This is a genomic window from Arthrobacter sp. StoSoilA2, assembly GCF_019977195.1.
Classification (GTDB): Bacteria; Actinomycetota; Actinomycetes; order Actinomycetales; family Micrococcaceae; genus Arthrobacter.
The window spans coordinates 2,359,994-2,376,239 of the sequence record NZ_AP024643.1; the positions used below are offsets into that span (position 1 = coordinate 2,359,994).

General features: G+C 60.1%; 10 protein-coding genes. 3 read left to right on the forward strand and 7 right to left on the reverse strand.

Annotated elements, in window-relative coordinates:
- Nucleotide 1 precedes the first annotated feature (1 nt).
- Nucleotides 2-1,048 carry a methionine synthase gene (locus LDN82_RS10720; protein WP_224167364.1) on the reverse strand — a complete coding sequence of 349 codons (1,047 nt, stop codon included), beginning with the start codon at nucleotides 1,046-1,048 and terminating at the stop codon, nucleotides 2-4.
- 20 nt (nucleotides 1,049-1,068) lie between these two features.
- Complete coding sequence (locus LDN82_RS10725; protein WP_224167365.1) at nucleotides 1,069-2,061, reverse strand: DUF1852 domain-containing protein; 993 nt, start codon at nucleotides 2,059-2,061, stop codon at nucleotides 1,069-1,071.
- 120 nt (nucleotides 2,062-2,181) lie between these two features.
- Here LDN82_RS10725 and LDN82_RS10730 point away from each other — a divergent pair, with 120 nt between their 5' ends.
- Complete coding sequence (locus tag LDN82_RS10730) at nucleotides 2,182-3,123, forward strand: LysR family transcriptional regulator (RefSeq protein WP_224089986.1); 942 nt, start codon at nucleotides 2,182-2,184, stop codon at nucleotides 3,121-3,123.
- A gap of 22 nt (nucleotides 3,124-3,145) precedes the next feature.
- Here LDN82_RS10730 and LDN82_RS10735 read toward each other — a convergent pair whose 3' ends face one another.
- The gene (locus tag LDN82_RS10735) at nucleotides 3,146-3,361 is read right to left on the reverse strand and encodes a hypothetical protein (RefSeq protein WP_224167366.1); all 216 of its coding nucleotides are present in this window, start codon (nucleotides 3,359-3,361) and stop codon (nucleotides 3,146-3,148) included.
- Between the two features lie 1,177 nt (nucleotides 3,362-4,538).
- Here LDN82_RS10735 and LDN82_RS10740 point away from each other — a divergent pair.
- On the forward strand, nucleotides 4,539-4,832 hold the full coding sequence (locus tag LDN82_RS10740; protein ID WP_224167367.1) for a hypothetical protein: 294 nt from the start codon (nucleotides 4,539-4,541) through the stop codon (nucleotides 4,830-4,832).
- Nucleotides 4,833-5,585: 753 nt separating this feature from the next.
- Here LDN82_RS10740 and LDN82_RS10745 read toward each other — a convergent pair.
- The 4 genes from LDN82_RS10745 to LDN82_RS10760 all read right to left on the reverse strand — a co-directional run bounded on the left by LDN82_RS10745 (nucleotide 5,586) and on the right by LDN82_RS10760 (nucleotide 10,600).
- Nucleotides 5,586-5,807 carry a hypothetical protein gene (locus LDN82_RS10745; protein WP_224167368.1) on the reverse strand — a complete coding sequence of 74 codons (222 nt, stop codon included), beginning with the start codon at nucleotides 5,805-5,807 and terminating at the stop codon, nucleotides 5,586-5,588.
- A 596-nt stretch (nucleotides 5,808-6,403) separates the two neighbouring features.
- The gene (locus LDN82_RS10750) at nucleotides 6,404-8,404 is read right to left on the reverse strand and encodes an FAD-binding monooxygenase (protein WP_224167369.1); all 2,001 of its coding nucleotides are present in this window, start codon (nucleotides 8,402-8,404) and stop codon (nucleotides 6,404-6,406) included.
- Nucleotides 8,405-8,626: 222 nt separating this feature from the next.
- On the reverse strand, nucleotides 8,627-10,000 hold the full coding sequence (locus tag LDN82_RS10755; protein ID WP_224167370.1) for an aminotransferase class I/II-fold pyridoxal phosphate-dependent enzyme: 1,374 nt from the start codon (nucleotides 9,998-10,000) through the stop codon (nucleotides 8,627-8,629).
- A gap of 9 nt (nucleotides 10,001-10,009) precedes the next feature.
- Nucleotides 10,010-10,600, reverse strand: coding sequence for a MarR family transcriptional regulator (locus LDN82_RS10760; protein ID WP_224167371.1), 591 nt, complete (start codon nucleotides 10,598-10,600; stop codon nucleotides 10,010-10,012).
- Nucleotides 10,601-12,651: 2,051 nt separating this feature from the next.
- On the opposite strand from LDN82_RS10760, the gene LDN82_RS10765 reads away from it, so the two are divergent.
- Nucleotides 12,652-15,996 (forward strand): galactose oxidase-like domain-containing protein, encoded by a 3,345-nt coding sequence (locus LDN82_RS10765; RefSeq protein WP_224167372.1) that lies wholly within the window; start codon nucleotides 12,652-12,654, stop codon nucleotides 15,994-15,996.
- Nucleotides 15,997-16,246 lie beyond the last annotated feature (250 nt).

Sequence of the window (16,246 nt, forward strand, 5' to 3'; positions counted from 1 at the left end):
GTTACGACACCCTGGGGGCGGAGCGGGCGAGTTCCTCGCGAATGATGTTCGTCCCTGCGCTGAGAGCACTCAGCTTGGCCAGTGCGACGTCCCGGGGGAACGGTGCCATGCCGCAGTTGGAGCTGGCGATGAGCTTGTCCGCATCGACGAACTGCAGGGCCTTGCGGAGGGTGTCGGCGACGTCCTCCGGGGTCTCGATGGTCTCGCTTGCGACGTCGATTGCCCCGAGCATGACTTTCTTGCCGCGGAGGAGCTCGATGAGGTCCATGGGCACGTGGGAGTTCTGGGATTCCAGCGAGATGATGTCGATACTGGAGCTCTGCAACAGCGGGAACGTTTCCTCGTACTGCCGCCACTGTGAGCCGAGCGTCGCCTTCCAGTCAGTATTCGCCTTGATGCCGTAGCCGTAGCAGATATGCACGGCGGTCTCCGCGCGCAGTCCTTCTGCCGCTCTCTCAAGCGCAGCCACGCCCCAGTCCTTGACCTCATCGAGGAAGACATTGAACGCGGGCTCGTCGAACTGGATGATGTCCACGCCGGCCGCCTCTAGTTCTTTCGCCTCCTGGTTCAGGATCGTGGCGAACTCCCAGGCCAGCTTCTCGCGGCTCTTGTAGTGGTCATCGTAGAGCGTGTCCACCATCGTCATTGGGCCGGGAAGAGTCCATTTGATCGGCCGGTCGGTGGTTGCGCGGAGGAACTTTGCGTCTTCGACGAATACCGGCTGCTCGCGGCGCACCGCTCCGACGACGGTCGGCACACTGGCGTCGTAGCGATCGCGGATGCGCACGGTCTTGCGCTGTTCAAAGTCGACCCCGCTGAGATGCTCGATGAAGGTGGTGACGAAGTGCTGGCGGGTTTGCTCGCCGTCGCTGACGATGTCGATGCCGCGTCGGCTCTGCTCGTGGATGGCGATGCGCAGAGCATCCTGCTTGCCCTCGAGCAGCGCATCTCCCTCCAGTTTCCACGGGGACCAAAGAGTCTCAGGCTGAGCGAGCCACGAAGGTTTGGGCAGGCTTCCGACAACGGTGGTGGGCAAAAGTGTGTTCATGATTGACGATTCTCCGTGGGTCAGTTGACGAGAGCGGGGTATTTGGCGGTCCACTGGTCCAACAGGTCCTTGTGGGGCGTGATGAAGTGTTCCTCCGTGTACTTCGCCTGCTTTACCGCGAGCTGACTGCGTTCTACGCGGTCGTAAGCGATCTGGGTCCGCGAGTAATCCTGCTCTCCCAGGCTCGGCTGGTAGACGTGGGCGGCGGCGGAGTTCGCGTTGTAGATCTCCGGGCGGTAGATCTTCTGGAACGTCTCCATGGTGCTGATCGTGCCAATGAGCTGCAGGTTGGAGTAGTCGTTGAGCAGGTCGCCGCGGAAATAGAAGGCGAGCGGCGCGACGCTACCGCGTGGCATGAAGTAGCGGACCTGCAGCCCCATCTTTGCGAAGTACGCGTCCGTCAGCGAGAATTCGTCCTGCTGGTACTCGACGCCCAGAACCGGGTGACGGTTCTCCGTTCGCCGGTACGTCTTGGTCGTGGAGACGCTGATGCAGACCACTGGCGGCTGTGGGAAGCGTTCCTGGCATGCCGGGGAATCGAGGAATTGTTGGAACAGTTTGCCGTGAAGATCGCCGAAGTCCCCGGGAACGGTGGGCTTGCCTGAGTTCCCTGCTGCCGCTGGCAGTACGATGCTGAAGTCGAAGTCACGGACGTAGGAGGAGAAGTTGTTCCCAACGATCCCTTGGTGGCGGACCCCGTTCAGCTGGTCGATGATCTGGATGTCGAGAACCTCGAACAGCGGGAACTGCTGATCCGTACCGTCTGCAGTGAACTCTATCTGCACAGAGACGATCTCAAGCTCGAGCGTGTAACGGTCCCGGTCCGGGTTGTCCCAGCTTGCGAGATCGTTGAAGCGGCGCCGAATCATGGTCAAGGCGTTGCGGAGGTTCTCCTGGCGGTGCTCGCCCCGTGCCAGGTTGGCGAAATTCGTCGTAATCCGTGAGCCTTCCGACGGGGAGTAGTCCTCGTCGAAGGGGGTGGTGGTGATGCTGAAGGTGAAGTCGTCTGCCATGTGCTGCCAATCCGTTGATGGGCCGGAGACGGCCTTTCAGAAGGTGATGTATCCATGGTGCAGCCTTCCGTGGGGTATCAAGTAACTCGTGGTTACTATGCGTTCATATAGAATTTTCCTATGCCCCAGATTTCGAGCGGATTGACCCTGCAGCAGCTGCGCTATTTCATAGAAGTTGCAGCTGAGGGGTCGATCTCCGCGGCTGCCGATCTTCTCTACGTAGCGCAGCCCACAATGTCCGCAGCGATGAAGGATCTTGAGGCCCGGGTGGGCCGTGAGCTCCTGGTTCGCTCCGCCCGCGGGGTCACCCTAACCGCCGACGGGGCAGAGTTCCTCGGCTACGCGAGGCAGGTCGTCGAGCAGTTCGCTCTCCTCGAGCAGCGCTACCTTGGCAGGCCACCGCGGCGACGTCTGCTCGGGGTGTCGACGCAGCACTACTCGTTCGCGGTGGACGCCTTCGTCCGGATGGTCAAGGCCACTGATGTGGCCGAATACGAGTTCTCGCTGCGTGAGTCCCGCACCTGGGACATCATCGAGGATGTCCGGACGCTCCGCAGCGAGATAGGCATCCTCTACCGGAACGATTTCAACCGGAAGGTCATCGACAAGCTGCTCCGGGAATCCGGGCTCGGGTTCACTCCGCTTTTCCTCGCGGATCCGCACATTTTCATTTCACGGAACAACCCGCTCGCCTCAAAAGAGCGTGCGACTCTCGATGATCTCGCCGGCTTGCCGCGGCTAACCTTCGATCAAGGTGCGAACAACTCCTTTTACTTCGCCGAGGAGATTCTCTCCACCATGTCCAGCAAGCAGGAGATCCGGGTCTCTGACCGTGCCACGATCTTCAACCTCATGATCGGGCTCCACGGCTACACGATCTCGACGGGCATCATCAGCGGGCAGCTCGACCCGGAGATCGTCGCCATCCCGCTCGACGTTGACGAACGCATCGAGATCGGCTGGGTCGGCCACGCCGCGATTCCGCTTACCGACCAGGCGCAGCACTACCTCAGGGAATTGCGGGCCGTCGTCGCTGAGTTCGGCGTAGCGCTACTCGACTGACTGCAGTTGAGCGGGCGGGTCTTTAACCCTTCGGTGATTGGACTTGATCGTTGCAGCCGAGCGGGTTGCTGGTGACGTACACGCCCGTCGCCGACGTTGGCATGGCCGGGGCAGACGCCAGCGAGGAAACCGGCCTGTTCCAGGTGGTGACGATCCAGCCAAGGGACATCACGCCGGGCTTATAAGGCCGCGGTGCCGTCCTGGCCGAGATGCAGGTCCCCAATGTCGGGCCGTTCATCGGGGCCCTTCTGTTCATTCAACTCGCAGGCGGAGGATCGCTGACCTAAGAGATCTGGTCTGCAGCGTACATTGTCTATCCACTGGGAACCTGAGTGTGCGGATCTGCGGTAGACCGCTTACTTGGCCAACTCCATTGAGCTGTAGGGCATGTTGGGCAGGCCTCTGGAACTCCAAGTCAAAGATAGCGAGCAGACACCGTACTGTGTGATCAGCCCGGATCCGGTGCTGACCTAGGTCCAGGGCAAGGAGTGGCCAAGCGACATTCTCAGTGGGTCTCGGGAATTCGCCCTGCAGGGTAGCCGTATAAGCAAGAACAGGATTTGGACAATGTCCACACTTTTCACCTCGGACTGGCTCGTGCAACCGCCGGACTGGCCCGGATCCCGCATGTTTTCCCGACTTCCCAGCAATAACAAGGCCATGGAATCCCGTTCGAGTCCCACCTCGGGCACGCGTTTTCCCCCAGGCCAGGGCGGTTGTTGGGGCGTTTGGCGTGTGGACAGTGTCCAGACGCTGCGCAGGGTGTTCGGACCAGACTCGTTTGGTGCGTTTAGTTGTGGCTAGCCGTTCTGTGCCGATGCCTCCCTTGTGCCGGCTTGGGCAGTTCTTGCTTTTTCACTTCTTCATGGTCCTGAGTGGCCGGAGCGACATGACTAGTCCGTGAGGGGGACCGGCATCGTGCGCTGCTGGCCGAGGCTAACTGTTTGCATACCGGTTCATGCCGACTTTCGTGCTCTACTGCATGACTAAGAAGAAGTTTTTGGAATCCTTTTAGGGTGGTCGTGTCCGGGATTCCTGCCTGTGCGTTCACACATTCATGGTGTCATCGGGTGACGGCTACATGATTCGACGGCATGGCAATGAGTGTGCGCTTTGTAGGGCAAGCTCACTGCCCTGAGGGTGGTGCGTTTGCGGTCTACGCGCACCTGCAATGACGACATCACGGGGCTCAACGTGCGTCGGCAATGTCCGATACCTATCTTCCTGGCTGTGCGTGGGGAATCAACCCGGGCGGGTTGGGTGGCGGACTGTAGAAGTTGGCCAGGGATTGCTTCGTTTGTCCGTGAATCCGCAGCTTAAGGGTTCCGTAATCTGGTGCTCTTGTTCGAAGGTCGTAGGGGCTATAACGTCTAAATCGCCATAGGTAGGCAGCGGCTCGAATAATGGAGGTTGCCATGTTTGTTCAGGTGACGAGAAGCCAATCACTCGACAAGGACCGGTACCGGGCGATGCGAGATCAGGCCACCGGCGGGAAATTGCTGGATGGCGAGCTGTTTTATGTTGACGGCTATCAGGGCGGAGCGATCTGGGCTATCGACGCTTGGGAGACCCGAGAGGCTTGCGATCGTGGCATGGAGAAGTGGGGGCCTGCGATGCAGGCCGCCGGTGTGTCTATGGACGACATGAGTCTTGAAGAGTTCGAGATCGACCAACTGCGCCTCGGAAGCTCCGTCCCGCCGACCGATTAGCAAGATTCCGGGGCTGCCCGGGCTACCCCGTTTAACGGGTATGGTCGTTAAGGTCTATCGGCGCGCTGCCTGTTTGCGTATGCGGCTGGCAAAGTCAGATTGGGCGAAGACCGTCCACACGTGAGGCTATGTGCGATGTCGAAGTAGGGGGACAGGATCATTGGAGACCTGACAGCGGGCGGCCACGCCGGGCCGCCGATCCTTCAGGTCGTCCGGGCCAGGGCCGGTATCAGCTCATATGTCGGCCTTCGACAACTGCACGTAACTTCACCCTTGAGCCGTTCCGCTCTTGGTGACGACGCGCGCCTCGTCACCTGTCCTGCTGTCCGAGTACGAGGGACTTCATCGTCGAGGCAGAAGCTGTTGGGTGGACAGGCAGAGATGTCCTGGCCCTGTTGCCGCTTATGAGTCGTTTGTTCTTGGGAGCGTTCTCGACAGGTCCGGGCGCAGTGTCGTGTTTGATCCCACCGGCCAAGTAGTTTGAATCCTGACACAGCAGTCCCGCTTGATCTTCGGATCAAGCGGGACTGCTGTGATTTGAGAATAGATTCATTCGACGGACTCTTTGCCGATAATGGATATCTGTTTAGCTGAAGTAGCCCGTACATGCTGGCTGATTCACTCGTCCGAGGCGGTAGGGGCCCGCTGCTGGAGTCCCTTGGCGTGGCTCTTTGGGGAGCCGCACAAACGGCAAAAAATCGTACGCTTAGGCGTTCGGGGTGGGCGGGCTGGGAGCCTTAGAGGCCGGTTGCGTTACTTGTCGTAGGCGGACGGTGACGATCCAGCGTTGTTCCCAGATGTTGCCATTTCCTTCCACCACGCCTCGCCTGCCATCATCTCCCTGACCTGGCTGTCAGTGAGCTGAGGATGGGCCTCGGTGGTGTGCGCCTTGATGTTTTGGAACAGCTCTTCGTCATCCGCGCCGGTGAACTCGATCCTCTCGTGCGAGGGATCTACACAGTGGAATCCGCGCATTGCTCCTCCTTGGAACGTTTGCGGTTGTACAGAACGTTTGAATTATGGACCCTGCGCGCCGTGGCGACAAGGTCCGCCGGGTCCATCTTCTGGCGGTTTGTCATTGCTGCGCGTGTTGGCTCGAGAGCGGATCGTGCCACCAGAGCAATCGCCACGTGTGATGGAAGCGAAGGGGTCACCCACTACCTGAAGCCGGTTACCGTGCTTGATCAGGCCCCGCATGGTCACCTCGGCAAGGATGGTGCCTGAGGGATCAACACTTCGGACCTGTCTTCCTCAATGGCCCTGCTGGCCTCCATCATCCCGTCGTCAAATAACTAGGTCGACAAACCATGAGCATGGTGTCCGGTGAAGGATCCCTCATCGAACGCCTGTTAAGTACAGTAAGCCGAACGGACTATGGGACATCCTGGTGGTCGCGAGCCCGCCTCAGCGTCTAGCCCCCAACCGACAATCATTGCCAACGGCAATGACGCCAGAAATAGGGCGGGTCTGGGGCGGAAGGATTGAACATCTGGTCCGCGTCCTAGGATTTCTTTCAGTTGGGAATCCACTGTCAATTCACGATTACCGGTGGCGAATCTGATGCGTACCGGTCATTTTGAGAAGGTGAGATCGTCGTTACGAGCGTTGCTGATGTGGACGTCGGTCGGGGTGGGCGCGTCGGGCAGCGCAGCGGATGGAAGTTGCCCTGACTTCTTGTTCGGCAGCAGGGGTGCAAAGAAGGCGCCCAGTTCTGCTGTTGCCGTGAGTGGAAGGACGTTTGCCACGTACTGGTCGGGGCGGACCACCACTACGACGCCGCCGCGGTCCACGCCACGCAGCTCGAAGATGTCCGAGGCGGGATCCGTGGCGTAGACCTTCTCGTAGTCCGTGAGCTGGAAAGGTCCGACTTGTGGTTTGAACACTGCGGGAACGTGGTTGATGTCGACGCTCATGTGGTCCTGCTGGTAGATCACCTTCAGATCGAACCACGCGTCCGCGTCGGCACCTTCCGGAGTGGCGGCGAGCGGCGATTCGGGTGAATTGGCGATCCACTCGGCGAATTCTTCGGCCGGTGAGGCGGTTCCCGCTTTCGGGTTTTGGGGTGTCGCGTGGTCGGCGAAAACATAGATGCGCCAGCGACCGTCCGCAGTTGCGTGATGGCCGAGGTGAATCGGGTTGCTGTCACCCACCCGCACAACGGGCTCGGACTTGAAGCGCTTGCCGATGGGGAAGCCGGTTGCAAGGTGCTGGTGTTCGGGGGCGGCTACCAACATTGAGGGAGCGTATTCGGTCATGAAACCGGCAGGGAATTCGGCGGTGCGGACGTAGAAGTCCTCAAGCTCTGAAGGGTCTTCGAACTCCTCGGGCTTTTTTGCCATGAGGGTGGACCATTCCTTGTCGAAGTCGATGAGGTTCTTGGCCACCACCTGCCGCTCTTCGGAGTAGGTAGACAGCAGAGACTCGGGGCTGCGGCCCTCGAGAACGTGGCCGAGCTTCCAGGCGACGTTGAAGCCGTCCTGCATCGAAACGTTCATGCCTTGGCCGGCCTTGGCGCTGTGGGTGTGGCAGGCGTCGCCAGTGATGAACACCCGTGGGGTCCGTGTGCCGCGATCCTCCGGCAGGACGTCGTCGAACCTGTCCGTGAGCCGGTGGCCGACCTCGTAGACGCTGTGCCAGGCGATGTCACGGACATCCAGGGTGTAGGGGTGGAGGATCTCGTTGGCCTTGTTGACGATTTCATCGATGGAGGTGCGACGCACAGCGCCGTTGTTGTTGGGCTCAACCTCGCCGAGGTCAACATACATTCGGAACAGGTGGCCGCCTTCGCGCGGGATCAGCAGGATGCTGCCGCCGGTTCCTGACTGGATGGCGCACTTGAGACGAACATCTGGAAAGTCCGTGACTGCCATGACATCCATGACGCCCCAGGCGTGATTGGCTTGGTCTCCGGCGAGGGTACAGCCGATGGACTCGCGGACCTTGCTGCGTGCGCCGTCGGCGCCGATAACGTATTTGGCTTGGACGATGCGTTCCTGCCCTTCGTGGGGGCCGGAGGTGTGGGCCAGGGTCACCGTAACGGGATATTCTCCCTCCTCCGTGACGCTCAGGGAACGAAACTCAAAGCCATAGTCGGGGGACATCCGTGTAGGCGAATTGGCCATGAACTCGGCGAAGTAGTCCAGCACGCGCGCCTGGTTAACGACCAGGTGGGGGAATTCGCTGATGTCGGAGGGGTCATCCGGGGTACGGGCAACGCGAATGATGCGCGAGGGGTCCGCGGGATCGGGCTTCCAGAATGCCGTCTCGGTGATCCGATATGCCTCGGCGATGATCCGCTCGGCGAATCCGAAGGCCTGGAACGTCTCTACTGTGCGGGTCTGAATGCCGTCGGCCTGGCCGATGGCGAGCCTCCCCGGACGGCGCTCCACGATGCGCGTGGTGACGCCTGGGAATTGGGACAGTTGAGCGGCCGCGAGCATGCCGGCGGGCCCGGTGCCGACGATCAGCACGTCGACCTCGTTCGGCAGTTCAACTGGCCTGTTGATGCCGACTCCTGCTGCCGGCTGTATCCGGGGGTCCCCGGATACATAACCGTGATGGTGAAACTGCACGGGAAATTCCTCACTACGTTGTAAGTCGGTCAGCGTCGAAGCTCTTCATAACCAGACGCGCGGTATCTGAAATTTGACTCTCCGCATCTGGATGCATCGCCCAAGGCCTGCAGTCCCTGAGGTGCACGTCCAGGTGCGTTTGTATCGCCCACGGTCGGGGCATGCGCGGGAAGTCGTTGGTAATCCGGGTTCAAGCCCTGCGCGGGCGACAATGCTGCACGTTTAGCTTGTCCGTGAGGGCTGTTGCTCCATCGACGCAATGAGGCGGTGGCTGAATTCCTGGGCCAATTGGAGGTGGTCGGGTTTCATGGCACAGGATCTAAGGACAGTGGTGTAGTCACTATCAACTTCGACCCATGGATGGTTCCTCGCAAGCCACTTGCTGTCGACCCGATATAGTGCCAAGTGCCAGCCGTCCTGGGCCATAGCCGCGAACGCATCTTCTGTTGCCGCCGATATTTGCCCGGTGGTAGGACGTCGAGGGAAGGCGCAAACAATGTCAAGTTCGGGTTCGACCACGAGCTCAGCACCGTCGGCGGCTCTGATGATGTGAGCTATTTGCAGCGCGGCCTTTCGGCCGTCGGCGATAATCGATCCCATTCCCTCGCGTGACAACCCCAGAGCTTCAACCGTGGTCCAGAATGCTGCCGCCGACGCTCCCGCTCTGGAGCACTCCAGACTGATCTCACCAAGATGAAGGTCAGACGAAGTGAAGTAGGTGTAGGGGGAATTGTGCGAGTAGAGCTGGCCGACAGATGGGTCAGCGAAGAGCACAGATCCGCATCCATAAGGTTGAAGTCCGTGCTTATGTGGATCTACGACGATTGAATCCGCCCGGCGTATGGCCAGGAAGGGGGCAGGATCAACCAACGGTTCCGGACCAGTTGCCAGGAGGGTGTGAAATCCTCCGTAAGCTGCATCGATATGTAGCCGGGCTCCGAATTCGGCTGCCAGGTCCGCTGCCTCATGGACCTGATCCAGTGCACCAAGACCGGTCGTGCCCAAAGTGACGACAACGGTCCCGACACCACCCTGTGCCAGCCTGGTCCTGAGATCCGGCATTGAAAGGCGGCCGAGGGCGTCTTCCGGAATGGTTTCATGCGGGGTTCCGAGCAACCGGCACATGCGCTCGTGGGTGTAGTGGGCGTTCGTTCCGGACAGTATGACCTTGCCGGGATGCAACTCCCTGGCAACCCAGAGCGCCTCAAGGTTGGCGATGGTGCCGGAAGACGTCAGATGGCCCAGATGTTCCTCGTAGCCGAACATTGCCGCAAGTTTGGCCACGACTTCCTTTTCCAAGACTGCGGTCGCGGGGCCTCCGTCCATGGCATGGTTGTTCGGATTGATCAGTGCCGTGATGGCCTGCGCAACCCAAGCCACAGGGTGCGGGGGCTTAAGGAGTTGGCCGATGTACTTTGCATCCCCGTATGGATACATGTTGGCCAGCCGTTCAACCAAGGAGGACAGGGCAGCTGAGCCTGATGAGTCAATTCCAGGACCTCCGGCCCACAACGTGGAATGCGCCTCCAAGTCTTTGGCGCGTTGCCTTAGCTCGGCGATCACGGTGTCGTCCAAGCGGACGTCTTGAGCCCTCATGTGCATCTCCTATAGTTCTAGCTGGTTCGGGGGAGCTGGATGGTGCAACAACAGCTTGCGCAGCAGTTGGGCCAGGATTGACGCTTCGGTTTCGGTGAGTCCCGCGGCCCAGGCTTGCTCGCGCTGGTTGTTGATCTGGAAGAGATCGGCCAGCGTTTGCTCGCCTTCGTCCGAAAGCTGCACTACGGTTTTGCGCTTGTCCTCCGGATCCGGTTCTCGGGTAACGAGCCCGCTCTTCTCCAATGTGTTGAGCAAGCTGGCGATGGAAGCCGTGGAAACGCTGGACAACCGGGCCAGCTCGTTTGGGTTAACCTGCCTCACTGACTTGATGGTGAACAAGAGGCGGTACCCGGCGAAGCTGATGCCCATGGGGCGGTGCACCGAGACTTCCATGTCCGTGGTCATCCTGTTTGCGGCTCGGATGAGGTTGAAACACAACGCCATGGCGGGCGAATTGACCTCCGGGTACAGGTCAATCGCTGCGGCATGTGCCAGTGATTCATATTCAAAGGACCCGACGCGCTTCGCCTTCTGGACATTGGCAGTCATCCGGGACGGTTCCTCAGCGGTTGCAGATTCCTCTGCGTCTTCAGCGATCACAATATCTCCAATAACGATCAGAAGGCGGCAGCCGTATTTGCTAGAAGTCTAGCTTAGTATTGCAAACTGTGCCACTTGGAACCTAAGTTAGGCGGGGGAGTGTTGACCGCTGACGGAGTAGGTAGATGTCGGAATGGTCGTTGAACTTCCGGACCGGAGGGCGGAATACTGCCTTCCGCACCTTCATGGACGAGGCTTCCCGCGCGGGGCGCCTTCGCCGGGGTACTGTGCATGCTCAGCTTCCGGCGCGCGGGCAAGCACGCTAGATATCTATCTATTGAATCGATCGCCAGCAAAAGATGAGCGTGGGGGCAGGGTCGATGAAACGTATGACTGCAGCGCAGCATCATCTCTGATCAAGGCGACCTGGCGTGGACTGCGATCTATTTGCTCAGAGTGGGCTCTTACTCGCGGAAGCTCGCGAAGGTGGGCAGAATCTCGCCGATAGCTGCTTTCTCTGCTTCATAGGTCACTGCCTCGGGATCGGTGAATGAGGTAATTGGGAGAATCTAGTGCAGGAGCGGCTGCGGTCGTTACGTTGCCGTCAAGTGACCGGGGCGCCGCCTGCAGAGCCGGAAAATCCTGGGCCGGTGGCAGATTTGAAAGAAATTCCCGGAGCGTTCTGTGCTTCATGCCTGTGGCGTCTCGGTGAGGATATTGCTGAGACCAAAGTGCCGATCGCCGTGGAGGCCGCTCCACAGCCGTCTGCCAACCATAGTGGCACCGTTGCGCCGTGGTCTCAGGCTCATTAACAATGGCCCCGAATCGATTCGGATGTACCCAAATCCCTTTCCGGTACTGTGAGGCTGACGCGAAATTCAAGAAGTACGACATGGTGAACATGAAGGTCACACCAGCTGTCAAAGATCGACGGCCTGAGAGCTACACTCTGATCCTCAACTCGTTGACCATTGTTTCTCACCTGGAGCCGTGGAAGCCGCGTCATTCTGCATCAACTGATTCCGTGGACCGGACGAAGTTACTTGGCCACAGAATCACAAAAGATATCTGTATCAATGGGCCTGTACGCTGTCCGTGCACCGAGCCGTCGTGAGTGAGAGCTCGTCAACGTCATCATAAAATCGTGCCCATCCACCTCTACATACGTTTCCGAAAGTAGCGCCACCAGCAGGTCTTCCATGGAGATGAGTACGTCGTGGTCGACCTCAGTGCGACCTGGCATTCCAAAACAGGATGAAATTCATGACTGCTGACCAAGGAAATGAGGGCGGACAAACCCCTTGTTGACCTGCCCAGATCCAGCTCATTTTATCTTGCGCTGAGGGCAAATACACAACTTTGTCCTTAGTACGAACACTGAGTCTTAACGGTAGACGCCTGCACCTAAAGACGAGTGGGCAGGCCTGTCGAATAGTCTGACTAACTTCCATTGCTAGGACAGCTCACGGACAGTTATTCTTCGAGTGTGGAATGGACCGTGGCAGCGGGGCGTGACGGCGACAAGGTTGCCTTCCCAAACGATTACCGTTGCCCAGTTGCGCTTCTGCAAGCAGTTCAGGAAGCATGGAAATCCATACCTACTACAGGTCTTTCCCATCCGCCGACGTACACAGCCCGGCGTTTTGGGCGGCATCGTTGCCGCCGTCAGGGGTTCACCCGTGCCGCTTACCGAACGCATGGTCTCCGCCCAATGGGTGATGCGTTTCTCTGCAGAATCGTGAGGAGATCACCCTGTTCGTAAAAGTCCATGATCAGGCGTCTGAAGCGGTTAACGACGCCTGCGGCACCTGACCGCACACCTCAGTCGACGCCAGCGCTGTCCGGCGGAGGACCGTTTGCCAGCTCAGTGGAGCATTCTTGAGCGGTCGTGTTGAAGCTGTGGCTTCACGGCGTCGGAGGGCCTGTGCGGTTCTCGAATTACCCTGCGGGCATTTTCGCGTGCTGAGAGGCCATGGGGAAGCTACTGAGTTCCCGTCCACATTTTGAAGCTCAGCGATGAAGCCAACGTTCGTTCCGTCGAATCTGACGCCTTGGTTTTCCACTACTTGCGGTCCTGGCCTGCTATGGCCAGTCGAATCGAAGGACCAATCATGCAACGCATCTTCTCCTCACGGCCCCTCGCGCTACTTGCGAGCTTATCCCTTGCAGTCGCCGGATCCGTCTTGAGCCAGCTCCCGGCAGCCGCGCCCGCGGCTGCAGCGGTACCTCTGGCCACGGACCGGATTGTCAGTACGCACCAGAGCACGCCTTCGACACGAATCGTCTCGCCCGCCTTCACGACAGGCCAGGCGAACGAACTCCTCATTGCCTTCGTCATGTCGGATGGGCCTCAATCCACCGCGGAGTCTTTCACGTCGGTCGCCGGTGGCGGCCTCTCTTGGCGGTTGCGCCAGCGGACCAACGTCCGACGGGGCACTGCGGAGATTTGGCAGGCCGCCGCGCCGACCATACTGACGAACGCCACGGTTACGGCGACTAACTCGGGCACATACCAGTCGTCGATGACTGTTGTTACATTTGTCGGCGCGGATTTGGCCACTGACGGCGCCGTTGGAACAGGGAACGCCGCTACTGGAGCGCCCAGCGCTTCCCTGACCACCACGCGGGCCGGCTCATGGGTGTGGGGAGCAGGAAATGACTGGGACAAAGCCATCGCCCGTACTGTCGGCGTCGGGCAGACAAAGGTCGATGAGTACCTCTCAAGCCACGGCGATACGTTCTGGGTCCAGCGCCAAAGCACAATGACGACGACGGCACCTCCTACTGTCGTCGCGATCAACGACACAGCACCCACAACTGACCAGTGGAACCTCTCCGTCGTAGAAATTCTTCCGGCCTCGACGGCAACAGGTGACACCACTGCGCCGCTGATCTCCTCTGTGTCTGCCGGCACGCCCGGTTCCAGCGGAGCAACCATCACCTGGACCACCGACGAAGCTTCCAGCTCGCAAGTGGAATATGGCACAACCACGGCATACGGCCAGAGCACGGTTCAGAATTCCACACTACAGACCACGCACTCGCAGGCACTGTCCGGGCTTTCGGCCAGCACGCTGTACCACTACAGGGTGAAATCTGCCGACGCGGCAGGCAATCTTGCCGTCTCGGGCGACGCGACCTTCACCACAGCGACCGGGTCCAGCACGGACCCATCAGTGGTGGGCTCGTGGGGCCCTGTCGTCGCTTGGCCGGAGGTCTCCATCCACGCGGCACTCACACCTACCGGCAAGGTTCTTACCTGGCAGGGCGACTTCTCCCAAGGCGGCCAGCAGTACCTGCTCGATCCCGCGACAGGCAGCTTCATCCAGGTACCGAGCGCAGCCGCCGACCTCTTTTGCGCAGGGCAAGCGGTCTTGTCCGACGGTCGTATTCTCGTCGTAGGCGGGACATCCACAAAAGGTGGGCTGGGTATCCGCGATGTGACGGCCTTCGACCCGGCTACGGAAACCTGGCAGACCCTGGCCCCCATGAACCACCCACGTTGGTACCCGACGGCGACGACGCTCGCCGACGGACGCGTACTGGTGACCTCCGGTTCGAACACCAGTTTGACAGACCTCGTGACCGTCCCCGAAGTTTATTCACCCACCACGAACTCGTGGACGGACCTGACGGGCGCGAACCGGAGCATCCCGTACTACCCCTTCATGTATCAACTACCCGACGGCCGCATCCTCCAGTCAGGGGCGTCCGAACAAGCCACCTCGAGCCTGGCCCTCAATGTGTCCACACAGCAATGGACCACCGTGGACTCCCGCGTCCTGGACGGCGCCTCGATCGCGAACTATGCGCCGGGGAAATTCATCAAAGCCGGATCTGCCTCGGACAGTGGATTCACGGGTCAGTCCACCAATACCGCCTACACCCTGGACATGAACGCGCCAAACCCGTTATGGCAGGGGACGGCCCCCATGGCGTTTCCGCGTAGCTTCGTGAACTTGACGAACCTTCCGGATGGCACAGTCCTTGCGACGGGAGGTGGAACGGACAAATCTGGTCAGGACGTCACCAAAGCTGTGATGCAGGCTGAGGTCTGGCAACCCGCAACCGGAACGTGGAGCACCATGGCGCCGATGTCGGTTCCCCGCCTCTACCACTCGGTGGCCGTCTTGCTCCCGGACGGTCGGGTCTTCGTATCCGGCAGCGGCGGGGATGACGGGGTCGCGGACCAGAAAAGCTATCAGATCTACTCCCCGCCATACCTCTTCAAAGGTCCGCGGCCGAGCATCTCCAGCGTTCCGGGCAGCGTACAGTACGGTTCGGCGGCGTTCATCGGAACACCGGATGCGACCAGGATCCAATCCGTATCCCTGATCAAGACAGGATCCGTAACCCATGCCTTCGATGAGAACGCGAGGGCCTTGAACCTGAACTTCTCGCAGGCCTCCGGCGGTCTCAACGTCCAAATGCCTGTCGACGGCAACTATGCCCCTCCGGGGTATTACATGCTCTCGATCGTTGACGGCAATGGTGTCCCATCGACGGCCGGCATGCTCCGGTTGCCGGCGCCGGGCCAGGACACCACTGCTCCAACGGCGCCCACGGGCCTGACGGCGTCTGCATCTGCGGGGCAGATCGCCTTGACATGGACGGCCAGCACAGACAACGTGGGTGTCACCTCGTACCGGGTCTCGCGCGATGGAACCGTGATCGGGACCTCGGCGTCGACCAACTACGCCGACAGTTCTGTGGTCGCCGGTACTACGTACACCTACACAGTCACCGCCCTCGACGCGGCAGGCAATATCAGCCCGCCGTCGAACGCTGCCACGACGCAAGCCGTCGCCGCACCTACTGGAATCACGATCGATAAGATCGTCTCCGCTCACCAAGGAACCAGCACGACGACGATCAGCACAACCGGGGTGACGACCACCGGCTCCAACGAACTTATCCTTGCCTTCATCAGTTCCGATGGACCGAACTCCGCCAATTCAGCCCGGATTGCGGCCGTTTCCGGCGCAGGGCTCAGCTGGACACTCCGACAAAGAACCAACACGCAACCTGGCACGGCCGAGATCTGGCAAGCGGTCGCCCCCGGCCCGCTTTCGAATGCAACCATCACCGCCACACAAGCCTCGGGCAGTTGGCAGGCCGCCATGACGGTTGTCGCCTTCCGCGGGGCAGACATCACGACAGGTGCAGCACTGGGTGCGAACGCCTCCTCGGGCGCGCCAACGGCCACCCTCACCACAACGAGGGCCGGTTCCTGGGTCTGGGGCGTCGGCACGGACTGGTCCAACCCGATATCCCATACGCCGGGGTCGAATCAGACCCTCGTCGACCAGTTCCTCGCGCCTGCGGGAGACACGTACTGGGTCCAACGACAGAACTCCACCACACCGACAACCGGAACGCCCGTGACGATCAATGACACGTCCCCAACAACCGACCAGTGGAACCTCGCGATCATTGAAGTTCTCGCCGCACCCTAGCCTGGGCTAGATCCGAGTTCCAGCGGTCTCGTTGTGGCCGCGGGGTTTGTTGGCACTTCACGATGCCAGGTTGCCGCATGATCCGGTGCAGACTTCGGTCACTTTGGTCAAGGGTGGGGGCCACGACACCCCTTCCAACAATGACAAGGCCTGGACTCTCTTTCGAGTCCAGCCTCGGGCACAGCAAACCCCCTCGTCAGAGGGGGTTTGCTTTAGGTGTGTAGATTCTCTCTTGGTTCGTCGGGTTAGA